27 protein-coding genes are annotated in these 26,929 nt (G+C 73.2%); 11 read left to right on the top strand and 16 right to left on the bottom strand.

Translation table 11 applies throughout. The features are described from left to right. Nucleotides 1–11 precede the first annotated feature (11 nt). On the top strand, nt 12–485 hold the full coding sequence (locus QRN56_RS04010) for a cold shock domain-containing protein (RefSeq protein ID WP_285101366.1): 474 nt from the start codon (nt 12–14) through the stop codon (nt 483–485). A gap of 42 nt (nt 486–527) precedes the next feature. Here QRN56_RS04010 and QRN56_RS04005 read toward each other — a convergent pair whose 3' ends face one another. Further along, nucleotides 528–1,283, bottom strand: a complete 756-nt coding sequence (locus QRN56_RS04005) for an SDR family oxidoreductase (protein ID WP_285101364.1) — start codon at nt 1,281–1,283, stop codon at nt 528–530. Nucleotides 1,284–1,481: 198 nt separating this feature from the next. Between QRN56_RS04005 and sigJ the strand changes: the two genes are divergently transcribed. Together sigJ and QRN56_RS03995 are read left to right on the top strand one after the other, a co-directional pair. Next, nucleotides 1,482–2,441 carry an RNA polymerase sigma factor SigJ gene (gene sigJ / locus QRN56_RS04000; RefSeq protein WP_285101362.1) on the top strand — a complete coding sequence of 320 codons (960 nt, stop codon included), beginning with the start codon at nt 1,482–1,484 and terminating at the stop codon, nt 2,439–2,441. Then, nucleotides 2,434–2,928 carry a hypothetical protein gene (locus tag QRN56_RS03995; RefSeq protein WP_285101360.1) on the top strand — a complete coding sequence of 165 codons (495 nt, stop codon included), beginning with the start codon at nt 2,434–2,436 and terminating at the stop codon, nt 2,926–2,928. Before sigJ ends, QRN56_RS03995 begins: the two co-directional genes overlap by 8 nt. A 69-nt stretch (nt 2,929–2,997) precedes the next feature. On the opposite strand, the gene QRN56_RS03990 is transcribed toward QRN56_RS03995, so the two are convergent. Both QRN56_RS03990 and QRN56_RS03985 read right to left on the bottom strand, forming a co-directional pair. Further along, a complete protein-coding gene (locus tag QRN56_RS03990; RefSeq protein WP_285101358.1) occupies nt 2,998–3,372 on the bottom strand; it encodes an L-rhamnose mutarotase in 375 nt (124 codons plus the stop codon). A 91-nt stretch (nt 3,373–3,463) separates the two neighbouring features. Further along, complete coding sequence (locus QRN56_RS03985; RefSeq protein ID WP_285101356.1) at nt 3,464–4,438, bottom strand: AraC family transcriptional regulator; 975 nt, start codon at nt 4,436–4,438, stop codon at nt 3,464–3,466. Nucleotides 4,439–4,518: 80 nt separating this feature from the next. On the opposite strand from QRN56_RS03985, the gene QRN56_RS03980 reads away from it, so the two are divergent. Then, a complete protein-coding gene (locus tag QRN56_RS03980; protein ID WP_285101354.1) occupies nt 4,519–5,385 on the top strand; it encodes a Rossmann-fold NAD(P)-binding domain-containing protein in 867 nt (288 codons plus the stop codon). Nucleotides 5,386–5,478: 93 nt separating this feature from the next. On the opposite strand, the gene QRN56_RS03975 is transcribed toward QRN56_RS03980, so the two are convergent. Further along, complete coding sequence (locus QRN56_RS03975; RefSeq protein ID WP_285101352.1) at nt 5,479–6,225, bottom strand: DUF899 family protein; 747 nt, start codon at nt 6,223–6,225, stop codon at nt 5,479–5,481. Between the two features lie 147 nt (nt 6,226–6,372). On the opposite strand from QRN56_RS03975, the gene QRN56_RS03970 reads away from it, so the two are divergent. Next, a complete protein-coding gene (locus tag QRN56_RS03970) occupies nt 6,373–7,716 on the top strand; it encodes a hypothetical protein (protein ID WP_285101350.1) in 1,344 nt (447 codons plus the stop codon). A 118-nt stretch (nt 7,717–7,834) separates the two neighbouring features. Here the strand turns inward: QRN56_RS03970 and QRN56_RS03965 are convergent, their stop codons facing one another. Then, nucleotides 7,835–8,494, bottom strand: coding sequence for a GntR family transcriptional regulator (locus QRN56_RS03965; RefSeq protein ID WP_285101348.1), 660 nt, complete (start codon nt 8,492–8,494; stop codon nt 7,835–7,837). 72 nt (nt 8,495–8,566) lie between these two features. Between QRN56_RS03965 and QRN56_RS03960 the strand changes: the two genes are divergently transcribed. From QRN56_RS03960 to QRN56_RS03950, 3 genes are all read left to right on the top strand, one after another. Continuing rightward, the gene (locus QRN56_RS03960; RefSeq protein WP_285101346.1) at nt 8,567–9,814 is read left to right on the top strand and encodes an amidohydrolase; all 1,248 of its coding nucleotides are present in this window, start codon (nt 8,567–8,569) and stop codon (nt 9,812–9,814) included. A gap of 164 nt (nt 9,815–9,978) precedes the next feature. After that, a complete protein-coding gene (locus QRN56_RS03955; RefSeq protein ID WP_285101344.1) occupies nt 9,979–11,415 on the top strand; it encodes an enolase C-terminal domain-like protein in 1,437 nt (478 codons plus the stop codon). Beyond that, the gene (locus tag QRN56_RS03950) at nt 11,402–12,106 is read left to right on the top strand and encodes a FadR/GntR family transcriptional regulator (protein WP_285101341.1); all 705 of its coding nucleotides are present in this window, start codon (nt 11,402–11,404) and stop codon (nt 12,104–12,106) included. The genes QRN56_RS03955 and QRN56_RS03950 overlap by 14 nt, the downstream gene beginning before the upstream one ends. A 25-nt stretch (nt 12,107–12,131) precedes the next feature. Here the strand turns inward: QRN56_RS03950 and QRN56_RS03945 are convergent, their stop codons facing one another. From QRN56_RS03945 to QRN56_RS03930, 4 genes are all read right to left on the bottom strand, one after another. Next, complete coding sequence (locus tag QRN56_RS03945; protein ID WP_285101339.1) at nt 12,132–13,118, bottom strand: ABC transporter substrate-binding protein; 987 nt, start codon at nt 13,116–13,118, stop codon at nt 12,132–12,134. Between the two features lie 73 nt (nt 13,119–13,191). Further along, nucleotides 13,192–14,151 (bottom strand): ABC transporter permease, encoded by a 960-nt coding sequence (locus QRN56_RS03940; protein ID WP_285101337.1) that lies wholly within the window; start codon nt 14,149–14,151, stop codon nt 13,192–13,194. Further along, entirely contained in the window at nt 14,148–15,686 is a 1,539-nt protein-coding gene (locus tag QRN56_RS03935; protein ID WP_285101335.1) for a sugar ABC transporter ATP-binding protein, read from the bottom strand. Before QRN56_RS03935 ends, QRN56_RS03940 begins: the two co-directional genes overlap by 4 nt. 149 nt (nt 15,687–15,835) lie before the next feature. After that, complete coding sequence (locus QRN56_RS03930) at nt 15,836–16,855, bottom strand: aldo/keto reductase (RefSeq protein ID WP_285101333.1); 1,020 nt, start codon at nt 16,853–16,855, stop codon at nt 15,836–15,838. A 111-nt stretch (nt 16,856–16,966) separates the two neighbouring features. Here QRN56_RS03930 and ilvD point away from each other — a divergent pair, with 111 nt between their 5' ends. The 3 genes from ilvD to QRN56_RS03915 are packed head-to-tail and all read left to right on the top strand — an operon-like array spanning nt 16,967 to nt 21,012. After that, nucleotides 16,967–18,676 (top strand): dihydroxy-acid dehydratase, encoded by a 1,710-nt coding sequence (gene ilvD, locus QRN56_RS03925; RefSeq protein WP_285101331.1) that lies wholly within the window; start codon nt 16,967–16,969, stop codon nt 18,674–18,676. Between the two features lie 59 nt (nt 18,677–18,735). Beyond that, nucleotides 18,736–19,965: an MFS transporter gene (locus QRN56_RS03920; protein WP_285101329.1), complete on the top strand. Its 1,230-nt coding sequence runs from the start codon at nt 18,736–18,738 to the stop codon at nt 19,963–19,965. 42 nt (nt 19,966–20,007) lie between these two features. Then, complete coding sequence (locus QRN56_RS03915; protein WP_285101327.1) at nt 20,008–21,012, top strand: hypothetical protein; 1,005 nt, start codon at nt 20,008–20,010, stop codon at nt 21,010–21,012. Nucleotides 21,013–21,039: 27 nt separating this feature from the next. On the opposite strand, the gene QRN56_RS03910 is transcribed toward QRN56_RS03915, so the two are convergent. The 7 genes from QRN56_RS03910 to QRN56_RS03880 all read right to left on the bottom strand — a co-directional run bounded on the left by QRN56_RS03910 (nt 21,040) and on the right by QRN56_RS03880 (nt 26,915). Continuing rightward, complete coding sequence (locus QRN56_RS03910; protein WP_285101325.1) at nt 21,040–21,447, bottom strand: MerR family transcriptional regulator; 408 nt, start codon at nt 21,445–21,447, stop codon at nt 21,040–21,042. A gap of 279 nt (nt 21,448–21,726) precedes the next feature. After that, nucleotides 21,727–22,239 carry an AAA family ATPase gene (locus QRN56_RS03905; RefSeq protein WP_285101323.1) on the bottom strand — a complete coding sequence of 171 codons (513 nt, stop codon included), beginning with the start codon at nt 22,237–22,239 and terminating at the stop codon, nt 21,727–21,729. An 11-nt stretch (nt 22,240–22,250) separates the two neighbouring features. Beyond that, nucleotides 22,251–22,904 carry a LysE family translocator gene (locus QRN56_RS03900; protein ID WP_285101321.1) on the bottom strand — a complete coding sequence of 218 codons (654 nt, stop codon included), beginning with the start codon at nt 22,902–22,904 and terminating at the stop codon, nt 22,251–22,253. A gap of 9 nt (nt 22,905–22,913) precedes the next feature. After that, a complete protein-coding gene (locus tag QRN56_RS03895) occupies nt 22,914–24,353 on the bottom strand; it encodes a peptide MFS transporter (protein WP_502928743.1) in 1,440 nt (479 codons plus the stop codon). 154 nt (nt 24,354–24,507) lie between these two features. Further along, nucleotides 24,508–25,203, bottom strand: a complete 696-nt coding sequence (locus tag QRN56_RS03890; protein WP_285101317.1) for a cytochrome b/b6 domain-containing protein — start codon at nt 25,201–25,203, stop codon at nt 24,508–24,510. 10 nt (nt 25,204–25,213) lie between these two features. Beyond that, nucleotides 25,214–26,212 carry a GlxA family transcriptional regulator gene (locus tag QRN56_RS03885; RefSeq protein ID WP_285101314.1) on the bottom strand — a complete coding sequence of 333 codons (999 nt, stop codon included), beginning with the start codon at nt 26,210–26,212 and terminating at the stop codon, nt 25,214–25,216. 64 nt (nt 26,213–26,276) lie between these two features. Then, on the bottom strand, nt 26,277–26,915 hold the full coding sequence (locus QRN56_RS03880) for an HD domain-containing protein (protein ID WP_285101312.1): 639 nt from the start codon (nt 26,913–26,915) through the stop codon (nt 26,277–26,279). Nucleotides 26,916–26,929 lie beyond the last annotated feature (14 nt).

Raw genomic sequence — 26,929 nt, 5'->3', positions numbered from 1 at the left:
GGGGGCACGTGATGGCCGAGGGGACCGTGTCGGCGTACGACGCCGGGACCGGGTGGGGCGTGATCGTCCCGGACGGCGGCGGGCCGCCGCTGCGCGTGCACCAGGTCGAGATCCGGACGCACGGCGACCAGGCGCTGGAGCGAGGCGAGCGGGTCGCGTTCGCGATCGCGCAGCACGCCGACGGCCCACGCGCGGCCGCAGTCACCCCGCTCGGCCCGATCCTCACCGAGGAGGAACTGGCGGGGCTCGGGCTCGTACCGGAGCCCGGACCCGCCCAACCGGCCCGCCCGGACCAGTCGGACCAGCCGGTCAAGCTCCCCACCTGGATGCGAGCCGTGATCGCGCTGGTCGCCCTCGCGGCGCTGCCCAGCCTGGTGATCGGCGTGATCCAGGTGGCCAACGGGCACGAGGAATGGACGCCGCTGCTGATCAGCGGCGTCATCATGCTCGTGGTGCTCCGGTGGATCCCGCACAACCTCTGGTGAGCGGGGGTCCGCCAGGGCGCGGCCCCGTGGGGCCCGTGACCGTCAGCCGACCGGCCGGTGGTCCTCGCTCGCCAGCCAGTCGTCGAAGGTGATCTTGCCCTCGACGCGCTCGCTGCCGCCGCGCAGCGAGCCGGAGGCCAGGCCCCGGGTGTAGGTGCCGGGCAGCCGGACCTCCCACACCCTGCGGCGGATGCCCTCGTGCGCGAGCTGGCGGCGCGCGACGTCGGCGAGCTGCTCGTCCCGCGGCCCGACCAGGTCGGTGGCCCGCCCCACGGCCCCGCCCTCGGCCACGGTCACGAGGTGCTCGCCGACCTCACGGGCGGCGACCGGGCGCATCGGCGCCGTCGGCATGATCACGACCGGGCCCTTCTGGCTGTGCAGGAGCTGCCCGACGAACTCGTGGAACTGCGCCGCGCGCGCGATCGTGTACGGCACGTCGCCCGCCATGACGGCACGCTCCTGCGCGATCTTGCCCGCGTAGTAGGAGGCGTCGATGTTGTCGATCCCGACGATCGACAGGGCCACGTGGTGGCCGACGCCGTTCGCCCGCTCTGCCGCGAGCAGGTGGTGCGTCGCGGTCTCGAAGAACTTTCGCGCCGTGGACGCGAAGAACGTGGTGGTGTTGGTGACGTCGATGACGACGTCCACCCCGTGCAGCGCCGCCGTCAGCCCTCGGCCCGTGGTGACGTCCACGCCGTCCGACCGCGACAGCACCACCGCGTCGTGCCCGCGCTCGCGCGCCGCGGCGACGACGTGCCTGCCGACCGTTCCTGTTCCTCCTGCGACTGCGATCCTCATCGCTCTTCCTCCGGTCCTTGCCTCATTGTGTCCCTGGAGGGTCGGGGCCGCGCCCCAGCCCTCCGGGGTCCTGACGAGACGGGCGCGGAAAGTGTGAGGTCCGCCGCAGGGTCACCCACCCGGCCTCACACTCCGCGGGGCTGCGTCGTCAGGGTGATGATGAACGAGAGACCACCCCACCGAAGGCCGGGAACGTCCATGAACGACCAGCCGGACCACACGGATCAGCCGGACCACACGCTGGACGACGTGTTCGCCGAGCGCCGCCGCCTGCTGTCGCTGGCGTACCGGATGACCGGGACCCTCGCCGACGCCGAGGACGTGGTGCAGGAGACCTACGTGCGCTGGTACCGGATCGACGAGGCCGAGCGCGCCGAGATCGTCAACCCCGCCGGGTGGCTGACCCGCGTGGCCGGCCGCATCGCCCTCGACCTCCTGGCGTCGGCGCGCCGGCGGCGGGAGCAGTACGTCGGGCAGTGGCTGCCCGAGCCGGTGCCCGCCGGCCTGTTCGACGGCACGGCCCCGCTCGACGGCACGACCGACCCGCTGGAGAGGGTCACCCTGGACGACGCCGTCAGCACGGCGCTGCTCGTCGTCCTGGAGGCGATGACCCCCGCGCAGCGGGTCGCGTTCGTGCTGCACGACGTGTTCGCCGTCCCGTTCGACGAGATCGCGGGGATCGTCGGGCGGTCGCCCGCCGCCGTCCGGCAGCTCGCGGCGTCCGGACGGCGGCAGGTCCGCGAGAACCGGACCGCCGCCGTGCCCCGCGAGGAGCACGACCGGACGGTCCGGGCGTTCCTGCACGCCGCCCAGGCCGGCGACATCCAGCAGCTCATGCGGGTGCTCGCGCCGGACGTCCAGCTCCGCACGGACGCGAACGGCCTGGTCACCGCCGCGCTCAACGTCATCGAGGGTCCGGGCCGGGTGGCGCGGCTCGTGCTCGGCGTCGACGCCAAGATGCCCGAGCTGACCCACCACCTGGAACCTACCGCCGACGGCCTGGGCGTGGTGCTGCGCACCGGCGACCAGGTGGCCGGCGTGATGACCCTGCACGTGGAGAACGACCTGGTCACCGACGTGTGGATCATGCTCAACCCCGCCAAGCTCACCCACTGGATCCCGACCCCCGAGAAGCTCGAAGGACACGACCATGACTGACCCGGCAACCACAGCGCCCGCACCGGCCGGGACGCGGCCGGTGGGCCGCGTCCAGTACGGGTCCCTGGTCGCGACCGTGATCATCGTCGGCTTCGTCGGCGCGTGGTCGTACTTCCTGCCGCAGGCCTACTACGACCACTTCCCGTCCGTGCTCGGCGAGTGGGTCTCCAAGGACGGCCCCTACAACGAGCACCTGGTCCGCGACCACGGCGCCATGTACCTCGCGCTCGGCGCGGCGAGCCTCTACGGGCTCTTCCGGCCCTCCCAGGCGGGCTGCCGCGTGCTCGGCATCGCGTGGACGGTCTTCGGCGTCCTGCACTTCGCGTACCACGTGACCCACCTCGGACACCTCCCGACCGACGAGGCGATAGGCCAGGTCGTGGTGCTCGCCGTCGCGATCCTGCTGGCGATCGGGCTGCTGGTCCCGGGCCGCCGCCCGCAATCGATTGCAGGCCCGACGGGAGACGTCACCCAGCCGGAGGGGTAACGGAGACGTAGCACTGCTACGTCTCCGTCACCCGCTCCCGGGGACGACGTCGCCCCCGCACCCGCCCCGTCAGGACAGGTGCCAGACCTCCTGCATGTCGCGCCAGCCCTCGCCCGGCGCGGCGTCGGTGCCGAACGCCGTCTGGCACGGGTCGGTGTGCGTCCACCACTCCTGCGTCACGGGGTCCTCCGCGATCCGCGCCATGTCGGCCTCATGATCGTCGCCGGTGTACTCGTAGTAGGCGAACAGCGTGTTCTCCAGCACGAAGATCGTGTAGTTGTGCACGTTGCAGGCCTGGAGCGTCGCCTCGACCTGTGGCCAGACGGCGGCGTGCAGGCGCAGGTACTCCTCGCGCTTCTCGGGCACCACGTCGACCACGAGCCCGTGCCGCTCGACCTGCGGCTCGACGTGCCGTTCGACATGCTGCTCTGCTTGTCGGTTCACGGGTCGGCACGGTATCAGGACCTGGTCAGAGCCCGAAGAACTCGCGGGGGACCGTATCGCGGGCACCGGGCGCGGCCACGACGATCCGGGCTCAGCCCCGCATCACCCTCGTCGCCCCGACCGACCGCGGACCCTCCGCGAGACGGCGCCGGTACGCGGCCGGGCTGACGTCGAACGCGCGCGTGAACGCCGTGCTCAGCGCGAACCCGCTCGAGTACCCGACGCGCTGGGCCACGGCGTCGAGCGTGAGCGAGCGGTCCACGAGCAGGTCGCGCGCGAGGGCGAGCCGCCAGCTCGTCAGGTACCGCAGCGGGGGCGTGCCGACGAGCTCGGTGAACCGCGCGGCGAGCGTCGCGCGGGAGACGGCGGACGCCTGCGCGAGGCCGGCGACGGTCCAGGCGCGCTCGGGTTCGGCGTGCATCGCCCGGAGGGCCGCGTTCACCGCGGGGTCGCCGATCCCACCCACCCAGCTGGGCCCGGCAGGCGGGTGCGCGCCGGTCCAGGCGCGGATCGACTCGATGGTCACCACGTCGACCAGGCGGTCCAGCACCACGCTCTGGCCGAGGTCGTCGCGCGCGATCTCCCGCGCCAGGTGGCCGACGAGCGCCGGGTCGAGCGCCCCCGCATCGACCACGGCGGCGTCGGGCAGCACCTCGGTGACGAACCGCCCGACGCTGCCGACGTCGGCGTAGGAGGCGACGATCATCCGGTCGGGGCCGTCGGGGTCGTTGCCCCAGTGCCGCAGCCCGTGCGCGAGGGCCAGGTCGAGCGGGGCGCCGTCCGGCGTGACGCAGCGCTGGCCGGGCTCGATGATCGCGACCGTCGCGCTGCCCGCGGCGTCGGCCACGCGGTAGGGCAGCGGGCCGCGGACCAGCGCGACGTCCCCCGTGCGCAGCTCGTGCACCGCGTCGCCGGCCTCCAGCAGGCCGCCGCCCGAGGTGACGATCACGACCGTGAGCGCGGCCTCGTCCTCGACCCGGACCGCCCAGGGCGCGCGCATCGACATCAGCAGCGTGAAGGCGCCCTCGGCGTGCGGGTGCGCGAGGAGCTGCGACAGGGGGTCCATCCCCCCACCTTAGACGCTGGAACATGAGGCATGGATTCTGAGCTATTCAGAGTCCAGGCCGGCGCCGCTTCGATGGACCCATGACCACTTCGGAGAGCACCGCACGGACCACCACCACGATCACCGCGCCGATCCTCGTCACCGGCGGCACCGGCCGCACCGGCCGCCGCGTCGCCGACCGGCTCCGCGCCCAGGGCCGCCAGCCCCGCATCGCCTCGCGCTCCGGTGCGGCCCCCTTCGACTGGCACGACGACGCCGGCTGGGACGCCGCACTGGACGGGACCTCCGCCGTCTACGTCTGCTACTCCCCCGACCTGGCACTGCCCGGCGCCGACGCGGTGATCGACGCGTTCACCGCGCGCGCCGTCCGGCACGGCGTCGAGCGCATCGTCCTGCTCTCGGGCCGCGGGGAGGACGGCGCGCGGGCCTGCGAGGACCTCGCCCTCGCCGCCTCGGCCGCCACGACCGTGGTGCGCTGCTCCTGGTTCCAGGAGAACTTCAGCGAGCACTTCCTGCTCGGCGGCGTGCTCGACGGCCGCATCGCCGTCCCTGCCGACCAGGTGCGCGAGCCGTTCGTCAGCCTGGAGGACGTCGCCGACGTCGCCACCCTCGCGCTCACCAGCGATACCCACGCCGGCGAGGTCCTGGAGCTGACGGGCCCCGAGGCCCTGACGTTCACCGAGGTCGCGCGCGTGCTGAGCGCGGCGACCGGACGGACGGTCCAGCACGTGCCGCTCACGCCCGCCGACTTCGTCGCCGAGCTCACCGCCGCCGGCGTGCACCCCGAGGAAGCCGAGGGCCTCGCCTGGCTCTTCCAGGAGGTGCTCGACGGGCGCAACACGGCGACCACGGACACGGTCGAGCGGGTGCTCGGCCGGCCCGCGACGCCGTTCGACGCCTTCGCCCGCCGGGCCGCGGCGTCGGGCGCCTGGACGCTCCCGGCCTGAGGCCGGGTCGGTCGTCCGGCTCCTGCACGAACCACCCGTCGCCCGTGACGTGCGTGTGGCACGGCCCCGTGCCGGCGATCGCGCCCGTCAACATCAGGCCCCCGGCCGGGTCCACTGCGGCGTGGGCCGGCTGGTCGGTCCCCAGGTGGCCTCGCCGTCCGCGTCGGCGGCCCAGTACCAGCACGAGGTGTGGCCAGCGGGCCAGCCCTCGGGCACGTCCTCCCAGGCCTCGCCGCGTCCGTAGGGCGTTATGTCCAGCAGGCCGAAGATCCCGGCGGCCGGCTCGTTGCCCCGGCCCGTGGTCCGGTAGGTGAGGTAGACGCGGTCGCCGTCGCGCAGGAAGCAGGCGATGTGACCCATGTCGACGCCCAGCGGCGCGGGCAGGTCGCGCACCGAGTACCAGGGCTCGGTGTAGCCCATGAACTCCACGAACGGCGCGACCTCGGCCCAGGGACCCTCGGTCAGCATCGCGAAGGACACGCCGCGCGCCCGGAGGTAGGGGGCGGCCTGCTGGACGTGCCAGGCGTTCATGGTGCAGCCGGGGCACTGGCCGCTGATCGGGTCGCCGTCGTGCCACATGTGCTGGTAGACCACGAGCTCGTCGCGCCCCTGGAACAGGTCGGCGAACCGCACCGGGCCGTCGGCGCCGGTGACCGGGACGGTGCCGTCGAGCTCCGTCATCGGCAGCCGGCGACGGGCGGCCGCGAGCGCGTCGCCCGCGCGGGTGTGCGCCTTCTCCAGGGCCAGGAGCTCGTCGCGGGCGGCCTGCCAGGCGTCCCGGTCGACGACGGGCGGACGGGCGGTGGTTCTCGGCAGGGTGGTCTCGGGCGTCTCGGTCATCGTCTGCTCCTGGGCATCGGGTCCGGCGCCGGACGGCGCCCACACGTACCGACGACGACCGGGGCCCCGACTCATCGCGCGGAGCCCTGGTCGCGACCCGGCAACCCCTCTACGCTGCATCGGAGCATGCCGGGCGAAGGGGGTCGCATGAGATCAAGGCAGCGTCGCGTCTCCGTGTTCCTGCAGGTCGTCGGCCTCCTGGCGTGGCTGGCGTCGGCCGTCTCGTCGACCGTGCTCGTGGTGCACGACGAGTCGCGGGACCTGCGGGTCGTCCTGTGCGCGACGATCGCCGTCTCGCTCGCCGTCATCAGGCTGCTCGTCCCGCCGGAGGTCACGCCGCTGCCCGCCCTGTCCGGCCGTCGACGGCGGAGCGTGGCCGCGTTCGGCCGGCTGGTGGTGCGGGTGTGCTGGCTGCTGCGTGGCCTGGCGACCGGTGCGGCCGCGTGGGTCGTGACGTGGAACGCCGACTCGGCGGCCTTCCAGCCGCTGACAGCGGCCCTGGTCGCGGCCTCGATGACGCTCGCCACCGTGGGCCAGCTCGGACAGCATGCCGCGGGGTTCGTCACGGCGGCCGAGGACTTGCGCGGGACGGGGCTGCTGAACCGGTTGGGCACGATCGTCGTCGCGGCGGTCACCGCCGGCTCCGCGGGCCTCGTCGCCGCGTTCGTGAACTGGTTCTGGGACCGGGCCGGGGACCCGGTCTGGACGCTCACCCGCGAGGACTGGGGTCTGCCGTCGTTCGTGGCCGGCCTGCTCACCGGTGTGACGACGTTCCTGGTCGTGGCGACGATCGCCGGTGCCGTGGGTGTGGCGATGATGTCGGTCGCCCTGGCCCTCGGGCCGGGCAACGCCGTCGGACGATGGCTGGGCGCCCACTCACCGGTCCAGTACGCGCGCTGGATCGACAGCGTCCACGTGAACGTCCTGGGGTTCACCTACTCCGGCCCCGCCGTGCCCACGGAACGTGTCGCCCGGTCGATCTACCGCGGGGTGCGCGACAGCTCGGGCGCCCTGCACCCCGTCTTCCTCCGGATGCTGTCCGAGGACGTCCTGGATGCCGCGGCCCGGCTGCTCCCGGCCGGAGCCCAGGAACCGTGGGTCTCGCTCTGCGCGGTCGGGGACCACGAGGAGATCCACCTCGAGTTCCTGCCCGCCGGAGCCGGGCCGGACGAGCCGCGGGAGGCCCGCCGGCTCCACGACTTCGCCGAGACCGCCGCTCTGCGGCGCCTCCGGACCGGGCTGCCCTCGCCGCTGGAGGGGCTGCCCGCGGAGGTGCGGTGCGCACCCCGGGGCACCCCGATGGGTGCGGGGCGCTGGACCGACCTCGGCGACTGCACCGTGGGTGAGCCGAGGGCCGCCAACGGCGACTCGCTGGAGCCTGACTGGGCCGACGTGCCGGTCCGTGACGACCTGATCCGGGAGGTGGTGCGTCACCCGCCGGGCCCGCGCCGGGTGCGCGAGCAGCTCGGTCTGCCGCAGGTCCGGTGGTGACCGCCCGGACGCCGGAGAGGGCACACCGGGGAAGGAACCTCGCGCCGAGGGTGTGAACCGGGTCCCTGCAGCCTTACTGCTTGGAGCCTTACTGCCTGGAGCCCTACTGCCCGGAGCCCTACCCCGGCGACGGCGCCGCCCGGCGCTCGGCCGCCGCCGAGCGGCTCGTGCGCAGGTGCTCGCGGGCCAGCCGCGCGGCGGCCTCGGCGTCCTGGTCGCGGACGGCGTCGAGCAGCGCCCGGTGCTCGTCCGCGATGCCCGTCAGGTCGGAGTGCTGGGCCAGGAGCCACCGCACCCGGCTGGCGGTGACGGCGTGCAGCTCGGCGAGCACGGGGTTGCCCGACGCCGCGACGACCGCCTCGTGGAAGTCCGCCGCCGCCCGCCGTGCCGCCGGGGCGTCGCCGCGCCGGGCGGCGGCGTCCTCGCGCTCCCATGCCTCGGTCAGGGCCGCGAGCTGCTCCGGGGTGCGCCGCCGCGCGGCGAGCCGGAACTGCGTGGGGTCGGTCGCCTCGCGCACCTCCTGCAGGTGCGCGACGTCGGCGTCGGTGAACTCCCGCACGACGGCCCAGGTCCGCGGGCGCGGCGTGACCAGCCCCTCCGCGACGAGCGCCCGCAGGGCGTCCCGCACCGGGATGCGGCTCACGCCCAGCTCCGCGGCGAGGTCGCGTTCGACGAGCCGGCTGCCGGGCGCGCGGGTGCCGTCCACGATCTGCTCGCGGACGGCACGCGCGACCCGCACCGACTCGGGCTCGAAGTCGCCGTCCGGCGGCATGCTCATGGGCGCCATCCTGCCAGGAACTGAAATGGGATACCATTTTACGCCGCCTGCCCCACCGAGGAAGGAACCCTCATGAGCACCACCCCCGTCACCGTCCTGCGCGACGTGCGCCCCTGGGGCGGCGAGCGCAGCGACCTGCACATCGCCGACGGCGTGATCACCGCCGTCCTCCCCCACGACCCGGCAGCGGGCGGCGCCGCCCGCGACACCGGCGGCGGCGCGCCCGGCGGGACCGTCGAGGGCGCGCCCGGCGTCGTCGACGGCGGCGGCCTGCTCGCGTTGCCCGGCCTGGTCAACGCGCACGCGCACGTCGACAAGTCGTGGTGGGGCAAGCCGTGGGTGAGCTACGGCGGGGAGCCGGGCACGCAGGGCCGGATCGCGCACGAGCGCGCGCACCGCGACGAGCTCGGCATCCCGGGCGTCGACGTGACGCTCGCCGTGCTGCGCGAGTCGGTCCGCACCGGCACCACCGCCGTCCGCTCGCACGTGGACGTCGACCTGGGTGTGGGGCTGCGCGGCATCGAGGTGGTGCGCGAGGCCGTCGCCGCCCTGGGCGGTGCGGTGCACGCCGAGATCGTGGCGTTCCCGCAGGACGGCGTGCTGCGTCGCCCGGGCGTGCTGGACCTGCTCGACCAGGCGGCGGCCGCCGGGGCCGAGCACGTCGGCGGCCTGGACCCGGCGTCCATCGACCGCGACCCGGTGGGCCAGCTCGACGGCCTGTTCGCGATCGCGGAGCGGCGCGGCGTCGGCATCGACGTGCACCTGCACGACGGCGGCGAGCTGGGCGCGTTCCAGATCGAGCTGATGATCGACCGCACCGTCCGGTCCGGCCTGCAGGGCAAGGTCAACGTGGCGCACGGCTTCGCCGTCGGGCAGCTCGCGGGCACCCGCCAGGCCGACCTGGTCGCGGCGATGGGCGAGGCGGGCATCACGATGACCACGGTCGCGCCGATCGGCGCCGCTCCCCTGCCGCTGCACGCGCTGCGCGCCGCCGGCGTCGCCGTGGGCCTGGGCACGGACGGCATCCGTGACCTGTGGTCCCCCTACGGCACCGGGGACCTGCTCACGCTGACCACGCAGCTCGCCCGCCTGTCCGGCTTCCGGCGCGACGAGGACCTGGTCACCGCGGCCCGCATCGCCTCGGCCGACGCCGCCCGCTTCGTCGGCCGCGCGGCGCACGACCTGGTCGCCGGCGCACCGGCCGACGTCGTGCTGGTCGACGCCCAGAACGTGCCCGACGCCGTGGTCCGCGCCCCGCGCCGCGCCCTCGTGGTCGCGGCCGGCCGGGTCGTCGCCAGGGACGGCGAGGTCCTGGTCTGAGGTGAGGGGTGAGCCGACGGCAGGCCCGGTGCCCGTCATCGGCCCATCGCATTGATCGAACCAATCGCCCCGCGATCCCGTAGCCGTCCCACGCAACACCTTGACCCGCAGCGCCCCCGTCCGTAGATTGCAGGCATTTCATCGGATGTTTGCGAGGGAGCGGCATGGCCACGATCACCGGAGTGCGCGTCGAGGACGTGCGGTTCCCGACGTCGGCCACCGCCGACGGCTCGGACGCGATGAACAAGGACGCCGACTACTCGGCGGCCTACGTCGTGCTGGAGACCGACGCGCCCGACCCCGCCGCCTCGGATTCCGCCGGCCCGTCCGGATCCGGAGGCACGCTCGGCGGGTACGGCCTGACGTTCACGATCGGCCGGGGCAACGACATCGTGGCGGAGGCCGCGCGGCAGCAGGCCGCGGTGCTCGTGGGCCGCGACGTCGACGAGCTCGTCGCGGACATGGGCGCGGTCTACCGCGACCTGACCGCCGACAGCCAGCTGCGCTGGCTCGGACCCGAGAAGGGCGTGGTGCACTTGTCGCTGGCGGCCGTGCTCAACGCCGCCTGGGACCTGGCGGCGCGCCGCGCGGGCAAGCCGCTGTGGCGGCTGCTCGTGGACATGACCCCCGAGCAGCTCGTCGACGTCGCCGACCTGCGCTACCTCTCCGACGCCCTGACCCGCGACGAGGCGCTGGCGATCCTGAGGTCCCGGGAAGCAGGACGGCAGGAGCGCCTGGACCACCTGGAGCGCACCGGCTACCCCGTCTACACGACGTCGGCCGGCTGGCTCGGCTACAGCGACGACAAGCTGCGGCGGCTGTGCCAGGAGGCCGTGGACGCCGGGTACCAGCACGTGAAGCTGAAGGTCGGGGCGAACCTCGACGAGGACGTCCGCCGGCTGACCATCGCGCGCGAGGTGCTGGGCCCCGACCGGAACCTGATGATCGACGCCAACCAGGTGTGGGACGTGCCGCAGGCGATCGAGTGGATGCGCGAGCTGGCGCGGTTCGACCCCCTGTGGATCGAGGAGCCCACCTCGCCCGACGACATCCTGGGCCACGCCGCGGTGCGCCGCGCCGTCGCGCCGGTCGGCGTCGCGACGGGCGAGCACTGCCACAACCGCGTGATGTTCAAGCAGCTCTTCCAGGCCGAGGCGATCGACTACTGCCAGCTCGACACCGGGCGGCTGGCCAGCATCAACGAGATCGTCGCCGTGCTGCTGCTCGCGGCCAGGTTCGGCGTGCCGGTGTGCCCGCACGCGGGCGGCGTCGGCCTGTGCGAGATGGTGCAGCACGTCTCCGTGCTGGACTACGTGGCGATCGGCGGCGACCTCACCGGCCGCGTGACCGAGTACGTGGACCACCTGCACGAGCACTTCACCGACCCGTGCGTCGTCGCCGACCGGGGCGCGGGCACCGCGTACGTGCTGCCGGCGCTGCCCGGCTACTCCACGCAGATGTACGAGGAGTCGATCGACCGGTTCCGGTTCCCGGACGGGACGTACTGGGTGGGCGAGACCTCGGTGGGCGGCGCTCCGGTACGCGACACACCTGTGCCGGATACTTCTGTGCGGGATACTTCGGGGCATGTCCCGCACTGACGAGGTCGTCGACGGCATCCGCAGGATGATCCTCGACGGCAGGCTGCGACCCGGCGACCGCCTGCCGGTGGAGAAGGACCTGGCCGACGAGCTCCAGGTCTCCCGCGGCTCCCTGCGCGAGGGCGTGCGCGCGCTGTCGATCCTCGGCGTGCTGCACACCCGGCAGGGTGACGGCACGTACGTCACCAGCCTCGACGCCGCGCGCCTGCTCTCCCCCATGGCCCTGGTCCTCGACCTGCAGGACGACGGCGCGCTGCCCGCCTTCCACAGCGTCCGCCGCGTCCTGGAGACGGAGGCCGCCGGGCTGGCGGCCACCCGGATGACCGACGAGGCGCTCGCCGAGGCCCGGGCCGTCCTGGACCAGGTCGCCGGGGTGCTGGACGGCGCAGAGGTGGACCACGACCGGTTCATCGAGGTCGACATCGCGTTCCACCGCGTGATCGCGGCGCACACCGGCAACCCGGTGCTGGAGGCGCTGATCGAGTCGTTCGCCGGCCGCACCGTGCGGGCGCGCCTGTGGCGCGTGCTGCACGCCGAGGGCATCGAGGCGCGCACGCACGGCGAGCACGAGGCCGTCTGGCGTGCGCTCGCCGCGCGTGATCCCGAGGCCGCCCGGATCCGGATGGCGGCCCACCTCCTGGGCGTCGAGGACTGGCTGCCGAAGCCGGAGAACCTGGACGAGGACTCCTGACACGTGCGGGAGGGTCTGCCACGCGCTACTCGTACAGCACCGCGGCGATCTCCTCGTCGTCGATGTTCGTCTGGTCGTACCAGTAGAAGCCGGAGTCGATGACGGGCTCGACCTCCTCGCCGTCGATCGCGGCGACGGCGGCCTTCACCGTCTCGTAGCCCATCTTGATCGGGTCCTGGGTGATCGCCCCGGCCATCAGGCCGTCGCGGATCGCGTCGGTCTGCGCCTTGCCGGAGTCGAAGCCGATCACGGTGAGCTCGCCCGACCGCCCGGACTCCTGGACCGCCTTGACGACGCCGATCGCCGACCCCTCGTTGGTGCCGTAGATGCCCTTGAGGTCGGGGTGGGCCTGCATGATCGCCTTCGCGGCGTCGGCCGACTTGAGCTGGTCGCCCGCGGCGTACTGGGTGTCGACGATCTCGATGTCCGGCGCGTTCTCGTGGATGTACGCGGTGAACCCCTCGACGCGCTGCTGCCCGGTCTGCGACGTCTGGTCGTGCCCCACGATCGCGATCTTGCCGCTGCCGACCAGCTCGGCCATGTGCTTGGCCGCCTCGGCCGACGCGGCGAGGTTGTCCGTGGACACCGTGGTCACCGGCACGTCGGAGTCCACGCCCGAGTCGAAGGCGATGACGGGGATGCCCCGCGACTGCGCGTCCGTCATCATCGGGATGGACGCCTCGGAGTCCAGGGCCGCGTAGCCGATCGCGTCCGGGCTCTTGTCCAGGGCCGTCTGCAGCATGGTGAGCTGCTTCTCCACCTCGGTCTCGGTCTCCGGCCCCTCGAACGTGACCTCGACGCCGAGCTCGGCCGCGGCGTCGTCGGCGCCCTGCTTGACCGCCTGCCAGAACTGGTGCTGGAAACCCTTCGAGACCAGGGCCACGTAGGGCTTGTCCCCCGTCCCGGGCGCCCCGCCTCCCGAGCCGCCCGAGGCGCACGCCCCGAGGGCGAGGACGGCGACGGACGCGGCGAGGGCCATCAGGCGCCTGCGCGTGGTGCTGCTGCTGTTCATCCGGGTCCAGCTCCTTCGGTGGTCGGTTCGAACGTCCGTGGTCGGTTCGAACGTCCGTGGTCGGACGGCGGCGTCAGGCTTCCTTGCCCCGCCGCAACATGTCGGCGTACACCGCCAGCACGATCACGATGCCGACGGCGACCTTCTGCCACTCCTGCGGGATCGACATGATCCGCAGGCCGTTGGTGAGCGTCGCCATGATCAGCGCGCCGATGACGGTGCCGAGGATCGTCGCCTTGCCGCCACGCAGCGAGGTGCCGCCGATGACGACGGCGGCGATGGCCTCCAGCTCGTACCCCAGCCCGAGGCCGGGCTGCGCGGAGTTGAGGCGCGAGGCCATGACGACGCCGGCGAGCCCCGTGAACAGGCCGGCCACGACGTAGATGACCACCTTCCACCGACGCACGTCGACGCCGGAGATCGCCGTCGCCTCCTCGTTGGAGCCGATCGACAGGGCGTAGCGCCCCGTGAGCGTCTTGCTGAGCGTCACGCCCGCCAGCACGGCGGCGACGAAGAAGATGAGGACGGCGTTGGGCAGCCCGGGCACGAGCTCGCCGCCCGCGAGCTGGCCGAACCCGGGCACGTCGCTGAAGTAGATGGGCTTGGTCCCCGAGATGACCAGCGAGAGCCCCTGCGCCACCATCATCATCGCGAGCGTGGCGATGAACGGCGGCAGCCGGAGGTACGCGACGTTCAGCCCGTTGAGCAGGCCGATCAGCGCCCCGATCGCCAGCCCGCCCAGCACCCCGACCACGAGCGGCAGCCCGAGGTTCGCCAGGAACACGCCGGTCATCACCGAGCACAGCGTCATGCCGGTACCCACGGACAGGTCGATCCCGCCCGTCGCGATGACGAGCGTGGCGCCCAGCGCCATGATCCCGGTGACGGCGGTGGCGAGCAGGATGCCCTTCACGTTGGCCCAGTCGAGGAAGTACGGGCTGGCCACCGAGAAGAACACGAAGATGACCACCAGCCCGCCGAAGGCGAGGAGCTGCTGGAGCTGCTGGCGGTTGCCGAGCCTGGTGACATTCATGCGTCGCCTCCGGTCGTGACGAGCGAGCGGTCGGCACCGAACCGCGTCGCGAGCTCCATGATGTGGTGCTGGGTCGCGTCGGCGTTGGCGAGCGTGCCGGTGACCCGGCCCTCGCACATGACGACGATCCGGTCGGCCAGCCGCAGCACCTCCGGCAGCTCCGACGAGATGACGACGATCGACTTGCCCTGCGCGGCCAGGCCCGTGAGCAGGGTGTAGATCTCGTCCTTGGCGCCGACGTCGATCCCGCGCGTCGGCTCGTCGACGATCAGCACGTCGCAGTCCCGCACCAGCCACTTGGCCAGGACCACCTTCTGCTGGTTGCCGCCCGAGAGGTTCTTGGCCCGCTGGGTCACCGACGGGGTCCGGATCGAGAGCCGGTCCACCATCTCGGCGGCGACCCGGCGCCCGTCGGCGTCCCGCACGAACCCGCCCCGCGTCATGCCGGGCAGCGAGGACAGCATGACGTTGCGGACCACGTCCTGGTCCAGCAGCAGGCCGTAGCGCTTGCGGTCCTCGGAGAGGTAGCCGATGCCGTGCCGGACGGCGTCGGCGGGACTGCGCACCGTGACCGGCTTGCCGTTCACCTCGACCGCGCCCGAGGACCGGTCCGCCCCGATGATCGCCCGGGCCACCTCCGTGCGGCCGGCGCCCATGAGCCCCGCGAGGCCGAGGATCTCGCCGCGGTACAGCTCGAAGGACACGTCCTTGAGCAGAGCGCGGGTGCTGAGGCCCCGCACCGCGAGCGCCACCTCACGGTCCGCCACCCCGGGTGCGGGCTCCGGCCGCACCCCGGTCGCGAGCTGTCGCCCCACCATGGCGGCGATGACGTCCCGCGTCGCGGTCCCCGCCGTGGGCAGCGTGTCGACGTACCGGCCGTCGCGCAGCACGGTGATGCGGTCGGAGATCTCCTTGATCTCGTCCATCCGGTGCGACACGTAGATGACGCCGGTGCGCGGGGAGACGAAGTCGCGCACGATGCGGAACAGCGTGGCGACCTCGGTCTCGGTCAGCGCCGCCGTCGGCTCGTCCATGATCAGCACGCGGGCGTCGAACGAGAGCGCCTTGGCGATCTCGACCATCTGCTGGCCGGCGACACTCAGGTGCGCCACGGGCTGCCGCGGGTCCAGGGGGATGCCGAGCCGCTCGAAGAGCCTGCCCGCGCGACGCTCCAGCTCGTCGTCGCGGATGAGCAGCCCGGCGCGCCGGGGCTCGCGACCGATGAAGATGTTCTGCGCGACCGTGAGGTCGGGCATGAGGTGGAACTCCTGGTGGATCACGCTGATGCCGAGCTCGTTGGCCTGCCGCGGGCCTGCAGGGCTCATGGGCGCACCGTCGAGCTCCATGGTCCCCGCGTCGGGCCGGTGGATCCCGGACAGCAGCTTGAGGAGCGTGGACTTGCCCGCCCCGTTCTCGCCGACGAGCGCCAGCACCTCGCCGTGCCGCAGGTCGAGGTGGACGTCGTCGAGCGCGCGCACCCCGGGGAAGGACTTGCTGATCCCCGTGGCACGAAGAAGTGCCGGGCCGTCCGTCACGTGAGCTCCCTTGCGTACGTGCCTCGCATCCAACCGCTGGCATTCAACCGCAGACATCGGATGCATCTCAAGACTTTCGGCAAGATTCATGCGAATTTGCCCCGTTCGACGGGGGTGGGGCACAGATAGATCGGACGTTTACCGTCCGGTCAGAGCTCTGCGTCCGGCACTGCGTCCGGCACTGTTTCCGGGACCGCGTCCGGGGCGAGCAGGCCGGCGTCGGCGAGCGCCTGCCACAGCTCCCCCGGAACCCGCACGGCCGCCCGCTGCGCGGCCTGCACCGCGTGCCCGGGCTCCCCGAGCCCCACGACGGTGCTCGCCACCGCCGGGTGCGTGCGCACGTAGGCGAGCGCCGCCTGGGGCAGCGTGACGCCGTGCTCCTCGCACACCGCCGCGATGCGGCGGGCGCGGTCGAGCGGTCCGGCGGGGACGGGCGCGTAGTCGTAGGTCGCGTCCGACGGCGGCCGGTCGTGCGCCAGGAGCCCCGAGTTGTAGACGGCGGCCGCGACGACCGCCACGCCGCGCTCGGCAGCGGCGGGGAGCAGGTCGGCCAGCGCGGGCTGCTCCAGGAGCGTGAACCGCCCGGCGCACATGACGACGTCGACGTCGGTCTCGCGCACGAACCGGGTCAGCATCGCGGACTGGTTCATCCCGGCGCCGATCGCGCCGACCACACCCTGGTCGCGCAGCTCGACGAGCGCGGGCAGCGCCTCGTAGGCCGCCTGCGCCCAGTGCTCGTCGGGGTCGTGCAGGTAGACGACGTCGAACCGGTCCAGGCCCGTGCGCTCCAGGCTGGCCTCGATCGAGGCCAGCACACCGTCGCGGGAGAAGTCCCAGACCCGGCGCGCGGTGGCCGGCACGTCGAACATCTCGGAGTCGGTGCGGTCGGCGGTCTCGGGCGACGGGACGAGCAGTCGTCCGACCTTCGTGGAGACCACCACCTCGCCGCGCGGCCGGGTGCGCAGGTAGGCGCCGAGCCGGCGCTCCGACAGGCCGAGGCCGTAGTGCGGCGCCGTGTCGAAGTAGCGGATCCCGGCGTCCCACGCGGCCTCGAAGGTCGCGTGGACCGCCTCGTCCGTGGTCGCCCGGTACAGGTTGCCGGCCGGGGCGGCACCGCATCCGAGCGTGGTGAGCCGGACGCCGGTGGCGCGCACCTCGGTGGTCAGCATGGGGGTCCTCCTCGACGGCACCGGCGAAAACATCAGATGTATAGCACGCCTGCGCCCGGAGCGGGTCCTCCCAGCGGCTGCTCGGCCGGCTCGCACGAGGCACAATGCAGGATGACCACTGACGAGAACCCCCCGGTCGACGTCAAGCCCCGCTCCCGCCAGGTGACCGACGGCCTCGAGGCCACCGCGTCGCGCGGCATGCTCCGCGCCGTCGGGCTGGGTGACGACGACTTCGCCAAACCGCAGATCGGCGTCGCGAGCTCGTGGAACGAGATCACGCCCTGCAACCTCTCGCTGGACCGGCTCGCGAAGGCGAGCAAGGAGGGTGTGCACGCCGCGGGCGGCTACCCGCTGGAGTTCGGCACCATCTCCGTCTCGGACGGCATCTCGATGGGGCACGAGGGCATGCACTTCTCGCTCGTGTCGCGCGAGGTGATCGCCGACTCCGTCGAGACCGTCATGCAGGCCGAGCGCCTGGACGGCTCGGTGCTGCTGGCCGGGTGCGACAAGTCGCTGCCGGGCATGCTGATGGCCGCCGCCCGCCTGGACCTGTCCAGCGTGTTCCTCTACGCGGGCTCGATCATGCCGGGCTGGGTCAAGCTGACGGACGGCACCGAGAAGCAGGTCACCATCATCGACGCCTTCGAGGCGGTCGGCGCGTGCGCGCGCGGGCTGATGAGCCAGGAGGACGTCGACCGCATCGAGCGGGCGATCTGCCCCGGCGAGGGCGCCTGCGGCGGCATGTACACCGCCAACACGATGGCGTCGGCGGCCGAGGCGCTCGGCATGTCGCTGCCCGGCTCCGCGGCGCCGCCCGCGGCCGACCGCCGCCGCGACACGTGGGCGCACCGGTCGGGCGAGGCCGTGGTGAACCTGCTGCGCAAGGGCATCACGGCGCGCGACATCCTGACCAAGGAGGCGTTCGAGAACGCCATCGCCGTGGTCATGGCGTTCGGCGGGTCCACGAACGCGGTGCTGCACCTGCTCGCCATCGCGCACGAGGCCGAGGTGGAGCTCACCCTCGACGACTTCTCCCGCGTGGCCGACCGCGTGCCGCACCTGGGCGACCTCAAGCCGTTCGGCCGGTACGTGATGAACGACGTCGACCGCATCGGCGGCGTGCCCGTGGTGATGAAGGCGCTGCTCGACGCCGGGCTGCTGCACGGGGACGCCCTGACCGTCACGGGCCGCACCATGGCCGAGAACCTCGCCGACATCGCGCCGCCCGACCCGGACGGCAAGATCCTGCGCGCGATGGACAACCCGATCCACCGCACCGGCGGCATCACGATCCTGAACGGGTCGCTGGCCCCGCAGGGCGCCGTCGTGAAGTCGGCGGGCTTCGACTCGGACGTGTTCGAGGGCACCGCGCGCGTGTTCGAGCGCGAGCGGGGCGCGCTCGACGCGCTGGAGGACGGGACGATCCAGGCCGGCGACGTCGTCGTCATCCGCTACGAGGGCCCCAAGGGCGGGCCGGGCATGCGCGAGATGCTCGCCATCACCGGCGCCATCAAGGGCGCGGGCCTCGGCAAGGACGTGCTGCTCATCACCGACGGTCGCTTCTCCGGCGGCACCACCGGCCTGTGCGTGGGGCACATCGCGCCCGAGGCCGTGGACGCAGGACCCATCGCCTTCGTGCGCGACGGCGACCGCATCCGCCTCGACGTGGCGAGCAAGACCCTCGACCTCCTGGTGGACCCGGTCGAGCTGGAGGCCCGCTCGGCGGGCTGGGCTCCCCTGCCCCACTCCTACCAGCGCGGCGTGCTCGCCAAGTACTCGAAGCTGGTCCAGTCGGCGTCGAAGGGGGCCGTGCTCGAGTAGACAAGCCCACACTGCGGACCAGGTCGTTGCCGAAGGTAACTATCTGGCACGATGGCGGTGTGACGAACGACGGTGGTAGCGGCGGTTCAGGGGACGATCGGGACTTCCGCTTTCGCGACATCGCCGTCGTCGCCTACCTGCCGTCCGTCGTCAGCTCGATCGGCCACGGCGCGGTCATGCCCGTGCTGGCGATCCACGCCGGCGACCTCGGGGCGGGTACCGCGCTGGCGGCGCTCGTCGTCGCGCTGCTGGGGATCGGTCAGCTCGCCAACTCGCTGCCGTCGGGCGCGCTCGTGGCGCGGCTCGGCGAGCGCCGCACCCTGGTGATCGCCGGGCTGGTCGACGCGGTGGCGATGCTGGTCGCGTTCTTCGTGCCCTCGGTCTGGCTGCTGTGCGTCTGCGTCTTCGTCAGCGGCATGAGCTGGACGGCGTTCCTCCTGGCCCGGCAGGGGTTCCTCATCGACGCGGTACCGGTGAGCCACCGGGCGCGCGGCATGGCGCTGCTCGGCGGGTCGATGCGGCTCGGCATCCTGGTCGGCCCGTTGCTGGGCGCGCTGCTGATCCACCTGTTCGACGTGCGCTCGGTGTTCCTGCTCGCGGCGTGCGCGTCGGTCGCGTCCGCGCTGATCGTCACGCGGATGCCGGACTTCGGCCGCGTACGCCGCGGCGCCGTCCCGCTGCCGGTGCACTCGGTGCTCCGGGAGCACCGCCGCACGCTGCTCACGCTCGGCGTGGCCGTCATCATCATCGGCGCGTCGCGGTCGGTGCGCACCGGCCTGCTGCCGCTGTGGGCCGACCACGTGCACATCTCCGCCGCGGTGGTCTCCCTGCTGTTCGCGGTCGCCGCGACGATCGACATCGCGCTCACCCTGCCGGGCGGCTGGCTGCTCGACACCAAGGGCCGCCGGGTGGTGGCGGTGCCGGTCGTGCTCGCCGTCGGCGTCGGCTGCCTGCTCCTTCCCCTCGCCGACTCGGCGCTCACCGTCGGCCTGGTGATGGCGCTCATCGCGCTCGGCAACGGGCTGGGCTCGGGGATCGTCATGACCCTGGGCGCCGACGTCGCGCCCGAGGAGGGCCGGTCGCAGTTCCTCGGCGGCTGGCGGCTGTGCGGCGACATCGGCAACACCGGCGGGCCGCTGCTCGTCTCGGCGGTGGCCGCGATCGCGCCGCTCGCCGCCGCGCCCGTCCTCATCGGCGTGCTGGCGCTGCTCGGCGCGATCTGGGTGGGGCACTGGACCGGCAAGGCCGACCGGGACCGCCGCGCCGGGGGCGGCGCCGCCCCCGCGTAGGGACGGCGGGCGCGACGCGCTCCTCCGTGCCACGGTGAGACCGTGACAGCGTCGCCCGCACCTCCGGACCCGGCTGAGTCCGCTGACCCGACAGGCCCGGCCAGCCCGGCCAGCCCGGCCGCCATCGACGCAGCCGTCGACGCCCTCTACACGCAGCCGCTCGACGGTTTCGTGGCCGCCCGCGACGCTGCGGCCCGCAAGGTGGCCGACGGCGGCGACCGGCTCGGCGCGGAGCGCCTCAAGCGGCTGCCCAAGCCGTCGGTCGCGGCCTGGGTGATCAACCACGTGGTGCGGGAGCGGCCTGACGACGTCGCGGCGCTCACCACCGTGGGCGACGAGCTCCGCGCCGCCACGCAGGACCGCGACCGCGCCCGGATCAAGGCGCTGGACCACCTGCGCCGCGAGCGGACGGAGGCCCTGGTCGGCGCGGTGCGGGACGCCGGCGAGGTGGACGGGCGGCCCGTCTCGGCCGCCGTCCTCGACCGTCTCACCGAGACCCTGACCGCCGCCGTCATGGACGCGGACGCCGGCGCGGCCGTGCGCGCCGGACGCCTCTCGCGCGGCCTGCAGCACGCCGGGTTCGGGATCGTGGACGAGCTCGGCGAGGAGGCAGACCTCGTGGCACTGCGCCCGGAAGCGGCGGAGCCGGACGCGACAGAGGCAGAGCCGGAGACGGCAGAGACCGAGCCGGACAAGGTCGCCGCAGAGCCGGACAGCGGGCGGGACACGGCGGAGGCCGCCGAACGGGCCGTCGAGGAGACCTCCGCGCAGGTGGACCGGCTGGAGGCCCGACGCGACGACGCCAGCGACCGCCTGCGCGCCGCGGACGCCGCCGTCGAGCACGCGGAGGGCGAGACGGCACGCCTGGACGAGGAGCTCGCACGGCTGACCGCCGAGCGCGACGCGGCGCGCCGTGTCCTCGACGAGGCCCGGGCGGCGGCGGACGAGGCGCGCACCGGCCTGACCGCCGTCGAGGAGGAGCTCGACGACGCGGAGGCGCGTGCGGCGCAGGCCCGCCGTCGTCGCCGGGCGGCGCGGGGGCGCTGAGTGCGGGCGCTGAGTGCCGGCAGGACGTCAGTCGTCCGGGCCGGGCTCCCGGACCGTGTGCAGCACCCGGACGTGCTGGTCGTCGACCGGCGCCGCATCCGGTCCGAGGTCCGGCGTGGCCCCGTGCTCCCGGAGCACGGCGATCACGGCCCGCCGGCTGGTGTGCCGCCGGATCTCGGCGGCCGCCTCGCGGTCGAGCCGGTCCAGGAGCTCAGCGGCGGCGGCGGGGTCGTCGAGCACGTCCGGCAGCTCTGCCGGCGGCACGCCCAGCTCGGTCAGTCGCGCGATCCGTAGCAGCCGGGCCAGGTGGCGCACGTCGTACTCGTGGTCGTCGTCGGCCGTACGTCTCGGCTCCTCGAGCAGCCCGATCTGGTGATAGTGCCTCAGGGCACGGATCGTCACGCCGGCGAGACCTGCCAGCTCGCTGCTGCGCACGGTCACCTCCTTCGGCGGCTCGACGACGTACGCCCCCGAGCGGAAGGCCTGCCTGCCCCTCCGCAGGGGCCCGCTGCGGAGGGGTTTGCTCGGTAGTTCCCGTCCCAGACACGGGAACTACCAATCGCAACGTATCAGGTGGGATGTGGCCTTCACCCGCAAGAATGCGCGGAAAGTCGGTAATGAGCTAGATCAATTCATCCACCTTTGTCACCCCTCTCGCCCCCGGAGATTTCTTATCGCGAAGACGGCCGGACGTCGGCCGGACCGGCCGGCCCGTCAGGGGCCACCAAGCGCCACCAACAGCTTCTCCACGGTCTCCTCGACGGTCGACTCCTGCCCCACGACGAACTCCTCCTCGACGCGCAGCCGGTCGTCGGGGGTGAACCAGTCCGCCATCTGCTCCGGCGTGAATTCGGCCGCCTGCGGCCGGGTCGTGTGCCGGCGGAGCGTCTCGTCGAACGGCACGTCCAGGTACGCGCACGCCGTCGTTCCGGCGTGGTCGGCGACCAGGGCGGTGAGCATGGGCCCGTAGTGGTCGCCGGCCAGGATGCCCTCCAGCACCACGGAGCAGCCGGCGTCGAGCGAGTGGCGCACCACGGTGTCGATCAGCCCGATGTTGACCCCGCCGGGCACGTCCTTCTCCCACAGCAGGATGCGGCGCAGGTAGTCCTGCTGCACGAGCGCCGTCCCCCGGCCCATCCGGCGGCGCAGCTCCGCGGCCACGGTCGACTTGCCCGCCCCGGACGGGCCGCGTACGACGGCGAGGCGGGTCTCGGCGCTCCCGCTCAAGCCCTGCCCGCTCAAGCCCTGCTGCCGGTGAGCGCGAGCGTCCCGCCGAGGCCGATCATCATGCCGCCGCCGGTGGCCCTGATCGCGGAGAGGCGGCTCGGCGACGACGCGAACCACGTGCGCGCGGCACCCGCCAGGAGCGCCCACAGGCTGTCGAAGACCAGGGCGACGAGCGTGAACACCAGGCCGAGCACCATCATCTGCAGCGGCACGTGCCCGGCGCGCACGTCCACGAACTGGGGCAGCGCGGCCACGAAGAACACGATCGTCTTGGGGTTGGTCACGCCCACGACGAAGCCCTGGCGCAGGATCACCCAGCGCGACGGCGCCCGGCGCCCCGGTGCGCCGTCCACCTCGCCGTCCGGCCCCACGCCGTCACGCCGGTGCCGGATCGCCTGCACGCCCAGGTAGACCAGGTAGCCGGCGCCCAGCAGCTTGAGCACCGTGAACGCCACGATCGACTCGGCCACGACGGTGCCGACGCCGAGCGCGACGGCCGCGACCAGCGGCAGGGCGCCGAGCTCGTTCCCGAGCACACTGAGCAGGCCGCCGGGGCGGCCCAGGGAGAGCGAGCGTCCGACGACGAACAGGACGCTCGGCCCGGGGATCACGATGAGGATCACGGACGCCGCGACGAACGCGACGAGGGTCTCGATGGTCGGCATGGCGCCACCCTATTCCCCGCTCGTGTGCACCCCTTCGAGCTGGTCGGCCCGGCGCACGTGCCGGGTGACCCACGGCCCGAGCAGCGCGAGGACGGCCGCGAAGCCCAGGGCGACGAGGCCGATGCCGCCGAAGTACGCGGTGTCGGACGCGCCCTCGGTGGCCTGGACGAGCTGCGCCGTGATGGCCTGCCCGGCGGCGGGCGCGAGGAACCACAGCGCCATGGCCTGCCCCTGGTAGGCGCGCGGCGCGAGCAGGGTCGTGGCGGCCAGGCCCACGGGCGAGAGGCACAGCTCGCCGAGGGTCTGGATCACGTACACGACGACGAGCACCCAGCCGGGCGTGAGGTCGTCACCCGCCAGGGCCGAGGCGCCGGCCAGCACCAGGAACGACAGGGCCGCGAGCGCCAGGCCGATCGCAAACTTGTACGGCGTCGGCGGCCGGTCCTTGGTGCGGACCCACAGCCAGGCGAACGCGGGGGCCAGGATGATGATCGCGGCAGGGTTGATCGACTGGAAGAACTCCGGGCTGACTGTGAACCCGAGGATCTCGCGCGAGGTCCGGTCGGCGGCGAACGTCGCGAGCGTCGTCGCCGCCTGCTCGAAGATCATGAAGAAGAGCATGGCCGCGACGAACAGGGGGATGTAGGCGACCAGGCGGGGCCGCTCGGCGTCGGTCACGCGCGGCGACCGGTACATGGTGATGAAGAACGCGATCGGCGCGAGGAACGCGATGTAGCTGAGGGTGTCGATGAGGGCGTGCACGCCCCACTCGCCCGAGACGAGCCGGGCCACGAGGTACACCAGGATCACGGCGCCGAGGATGATCGCGAACATGCGCACCACCGCCGGCCGCTCCCCGGGCCGCACGGGGTTGGGCACGACGTCGCCCGCGCCCTGCAGGTTCTTGCGGCCGAGCACGAAGAACACGAGCGCGATGCCCATGCCGATCGCGGCCACGGAGAAGGCGGCGTGGTAACCCCAGACGGCCCGCACGGCGCCGACGATGATCGGCGAGAAGAACGAGCCGATGTTGATGCCCATGTAGAAGATCGAGAACGCCGACTCGCGCCGGGGGTCCTGCCGCTCGTACAGCGCGCCCACCATCGAGGACACGTTGGGCTTGAGCAGGCCGGTGCCGAGCGCGACGAGCACGATGCCCAGGTAGGAGAACCCGGCGGTGGGGACCGTGAGGCACACGTGGCCGGCGGCGATGATGATGCCGCCGTAGAGCGTGGAGCGCCGGGCGCCGATGACCCGGTCGGCGAGCCAGCCGCCGACCACGGACAGCAGGTAGACGCCGGTGCCGTAGATCGAGACCACGGCCTCGCCCAGCGTCTCCTCGAGGCCCAGGCCGCCGTTCGCGATCGTGTCGGTCAGGTAGAAGACCAGGATCGCGCGCATGCCGTAGTAGCTGAACCGCTCCCACAGCTCGGTCGTGAACAGCGTCATCAGACCGAGGGGATGCCCGAAGAAGCGCCGGTCGCCCGCCACTGCGGCGGGTGGGGTCGGGTCCGGTCCGGTTCCTGACGGCGGTGTCGCCGAGCCTGTGCTCATCCCCCGATCGTCGGTGCCGCGACGGAAGGCCGCACGTCGGGCGGGAAACTCACCGCGCGGCCGCCGACCGCCCCCAGAGCATCCGGCCCACCACCCGCCGTCGGACCACCACGCCGACGTGCACCGCCAGTGCGGCGTAGAAGCACAGGTGCGCGGCGATGTGCAGCGGCAGGAGGTCGGAGCTGCCCAGCACCAGCGCGATCCCGGTCGCGGGGACCACGAAGAGCATCGCGAGCAGGATGCGCTCGGCGTGGTGCAGCACCTTCCGGTCGGTCCTGGTCAGCCGCGGGTCCCAGGGCGGGAGCGGCGTGGTGCTGCGCCACACCACGCGCAGCACGCCGATCGCGACGATCGCCAGCCCGAGCAGGACGTGCCACGCCGGCAGCGCGAGCCCGCCCTGGCCGTCGAGGAGGCCACTCGCACCGCTACCTGTCCCGCTCCCCGCCCAGTCGCCCGTCCACAGGTCCGCCCACGCGGAGCCGACGGCGTCGTCGGCGTCCTGCTCACGCAGGTCCTGGGCCTGCTCGCAGGCCTCCTCGAGCCGGTCGAACCGGTCCTCCTCGGCGTCGGTCGTGTCGCCGCCGCTGCGGTCCTCCCCCACCGGGTCGCAGTCGACGTCGGGCACGTCGCCGTCGTCGTCCATCGCGTAGCCCACCGCGAGCTGGGCGGCCAGGAGCGCGACCGTCGACCAGTGCAGGACCTTCGTGACGATGCCGTAGCCGTGCCCGCCGTTGCGCCACCTCATGCGGGCAACCTCAGCGCAGGCGGGCGGTCCTGTCCAGCCCGCGACCCCAGGTCGCGGCAAAACGCGCGCGGTACTGGCTCGGCGAGGTGCCGAGGCGGGCGACGAAGCGGCGGCGCATCGTCTCGGGGCTCCCGAACCCGGCCGCACCCGCGGCCGCGGTGACCGAGTGGCCCGCGTCGAGCAGCGACCGGGCGCGGTCCAGGCGGGCGTCCTCGACGAACCGCGCCGGTGAGGTGCCGAGCTCGGCCGCGAACAGGCGGGTGAGGTGCCTCGGTGAGACGCCGGCGACGGCGGCGAGCGACGTCGCGGTGTGATCGAGCGCGGGCTGCGCCGCGACCAGGTCGACCACCTCCCGCAGCGCGGAGGAACGGGGCGGACGCAGCTCGAGCGGAGCGGAGAACTGCGACTGGCCGCCGGGCCGCCGCATGAACATCACCAGGTTGCGCGCGACGTCCCGCGCGAGCTCGGGGCCGTGGTCCTGCTCGACGAGCGCGAGTGCGAGGTCCATGCCGGCCGAGACCCCCGCGGACGTGAACACACCGCGGTCCTCGACGAACAGCGCGTCGAGCTCGACGACGACGTCCGGGTAGGTCCGGGCGAGGACCTGACCGTGCCTCCAGTGGGTGGTGGCACGGTGCCCGTCGAGGAGACCGGCCGCGGCCAGGACGAACGATCCGGTGCAGATCGATACGAGCCTGCGCGCTCGGGGCCCGACCTCGCGGACGGCGGCGGTCAGCCCGCCCGGCACCGGCCGGCGGACGAGCTCGTCCCCGCCTGCGACGACGACCGTGTCCACCTCCCCGAGACCGGACACCGCCGCGTCGACGGGCAACCGGGTCCCGATCGACGTGCGCACGGGCTCGCCCGACACCGAGGCATAGCTGAGGCGGTACGCCGCACCGAAGGTGTTGGCCTCGGCGAGAACCTCGGCCGGACCGGAGACGTCGAGCATCTTCATGCCGTCGAACACGACGAACACGACGTCCCGCTCGGTCACCACCTGGCTCACCTCCGTCACGCTCTGCGGGCCCGGCGGCCCAGCGGTCACACTCAAGCACGACCTGGAGGGGCGGTCACTCGGGCCAGTCGTTGTCCTGGATGATCCGCACGAAGTCCTGCCGCCGGAACGACGGGTCGAAGTGCGCGAGCACGTCGTCGTTCATGGTGCCGAACGTCGTGCCGGGCCGGCCGGCCATGCCCTCGTAGAAGGCCCGCAGGATGCGGTTCTTGAAGTCCGGCCGCGGGTGCGCGGCGACTGTCTCGGCGCGCTGCCAGGGTGCGATCTCACCGAGGTCGAGGCCGAGCACGTCGGTCTCCACCCCCAGGGTCACGACGGCGACCTCGGGCGCGAGCAGGTGCGGCACCTCCGGCGTCGTGTGCAGGGCGACGGCAAGCCAGACGGCGCGGACCTCCTCCGGCGAGCGGCCGTGGCCGCGCAGGAACGCCGACGCCGCCTCGGCACCGTCGATCTCGAAGCGACGGTCCTGGGTGCCGTACGCCGCCGTCAGACCGAGATCGTGGAACATCGCCCCGACATAGGCGAGCTCGGGATCGACCGGCAGACCACGGGCGGCCGCCTTGAGCATCCCCCAGACGAAGACCCGGCGGGAGTGGTGGAACACGAGGTCGTCGGCGGCCTGCCGCACCAGCGCGGTCGCGTCCCGGACGAGCTCGGTGTCCGGGACGGCGATCCCGGCGATGGTCTCAGGCATGTGGGGCTCCTCGG

The sequence above is a fragment of the Promicromonospora sp. MEB111 genome (assembly GCF_030209445.1).
In the GTDB taxonomy this organism is placed as follows: domain Bacteria; phylum Actinomycetota; class Actinomycetes; order Actinomycetales; family Cellulomonadaceae; genus Promicromonospora.
The sequence above is the reverse complement of the archived record's forward strand: the minus strand, read 5'-3'. Positions and strand labels throughout refer to the sequence as shown.

Bases quoted from the DNA above. Each gene is read 5' to 3' on its own strand.
- QRN56_RS04010 (WP_285101366.1), top strand. From the start codon at position 12: ATGGCCGAGGGGACCGTGTCGGCGTACGACGCCGGGACCGGGTGGGGC.
- QRN56_RS04005 (WP_285101364.1), bottom strand. From the start codon at position 1,283: ATGAGGATCGCAGTCGCAGGAGGAACAGGAACGGTCGGCAGGCACGTC.
- sigJ (WP_285101362.1), top strand. From the start codon at position 1,482: ATGAACGACCAGCCGGACCACACGGATCAGCCGGACCACACGCTGGAC.
- QRN56_RS03995 (WP_285101360.1), top strand. From the start codon at position 2,434: ATGACTGACCCGGCAACCACAGCGCCCGCACCGGCCGGGACGCGGCCG.
- QRN56_RS03985 (WP_285101356.1), bottom strand. From the start codon at position 4,438: ATGGACCCCCTGTCGCAGCTCCTCGCGCACCCGCACGCCGAGGGCGCC.
- QRN56_RS03980 (WP_285101354.1), top strand. From the start codon at position 4,519: ATGACCACTTCGGAGAGCACCGCACGGACCACCACCACGATCACCGCG.
- QRN56_RS03975 (WP_285101352.1), bottom strand. From the start codon at position 6,225: ATGACCGAGACGCCCGAGACCACCCTGCCGAGAACCACCGCCCGTCCG.
- QRN56_RS03970 (WP_285101350.1), top strand. From the start codon at position 6,373: ATGAGATCAAGGCAGCGTCGCGTCTCCGTGTTCCTGCAGGTCGTCGGC.
- QRN56_RS03965 (WP_285101348.1), bottom strand. From the start codon at position 8,494: ATGAGCATGCCGCCGGACGGCGACTTCGAGCCCGAGTCGGTGCGGGTC.
- QRN56_RS03960 (WP_285101346.1), top strand. From the start codon at position 8,567: ATGAGCACCACCCCCGTCACCGTCCTGCGCGACGTGCGCCCCTGGGGC.
- QRN56_RS03955 (WP_285101344.1), top strand. From the start codon at position 9,979: ATGGCCACGATCACCGGAGTGCGCGTCGAGGACGTGCGGTTCCCGACG.
- QRN56_RS03950 (WP_285101341.1), top strand. From the start codon at position 11,402: ATGTCCCGCACTGACGAGGTCGTCGACGGCATCCGCAGGATGATCCTC.
- QRN56_RS03945 (WP_285101339.1), bottom strand. From the start codon at position 13,118: ATGAACAGCAGCAGCACCACGCGCAGGCGCCTGATGGCCCTCGCCGCG.
- QRN56_RS03940 (WP_285101337.1), bottom strand. From the start codon at position 14,151: ATGAATGTCACCAGGCTCGGCAACCGCCAGCAGCTCCAGCAGCTCCTC.
- QRN56_RS03930 (WP_285101333.1), bottom strand. From the start codon at position 16,855: ATGCTGACCACCGAGGTGCGCGCCACCGGCGTCCGGCTCACCACGCTC.
- ilvD (WP_285101331.1), top strand. From the start codon at position 16,967: ATGACCACTGACGAGAACCCCCCGGTCGACGTCAAGCCCCGCTCCCGC.
- QRN56_RS03900 (WP_285101321.1), bottom strand. From the start codon at position 22,904: ATGCCGACCATCGAGACCCTCGTCGCGTTCGTCGCGGCGTCCGTGATC.
- QRN56_RS03895 (WP_502928743.1), bottom strand. From the start codon at position 24,353: ATGACGCTGTTCACGACCGAGCTGTGGGAGCGGTTCAGCTACTACGGC.
- QRN56_RS03890 (WP_285101317.1), bottom strand. From the start codon at position 25,203: ATGAGGTGGCGCAACGGCGGGCACGGCTACGGCATCGTCACGAAGGTC.
- QRN56_RS03880 (WP_285101312.1), bottom strand. From the start codon at position 26,915: ATGCCTGAGACCATCGCCGGGATCGCCGTCCCGGACACCGAGCTCGTC.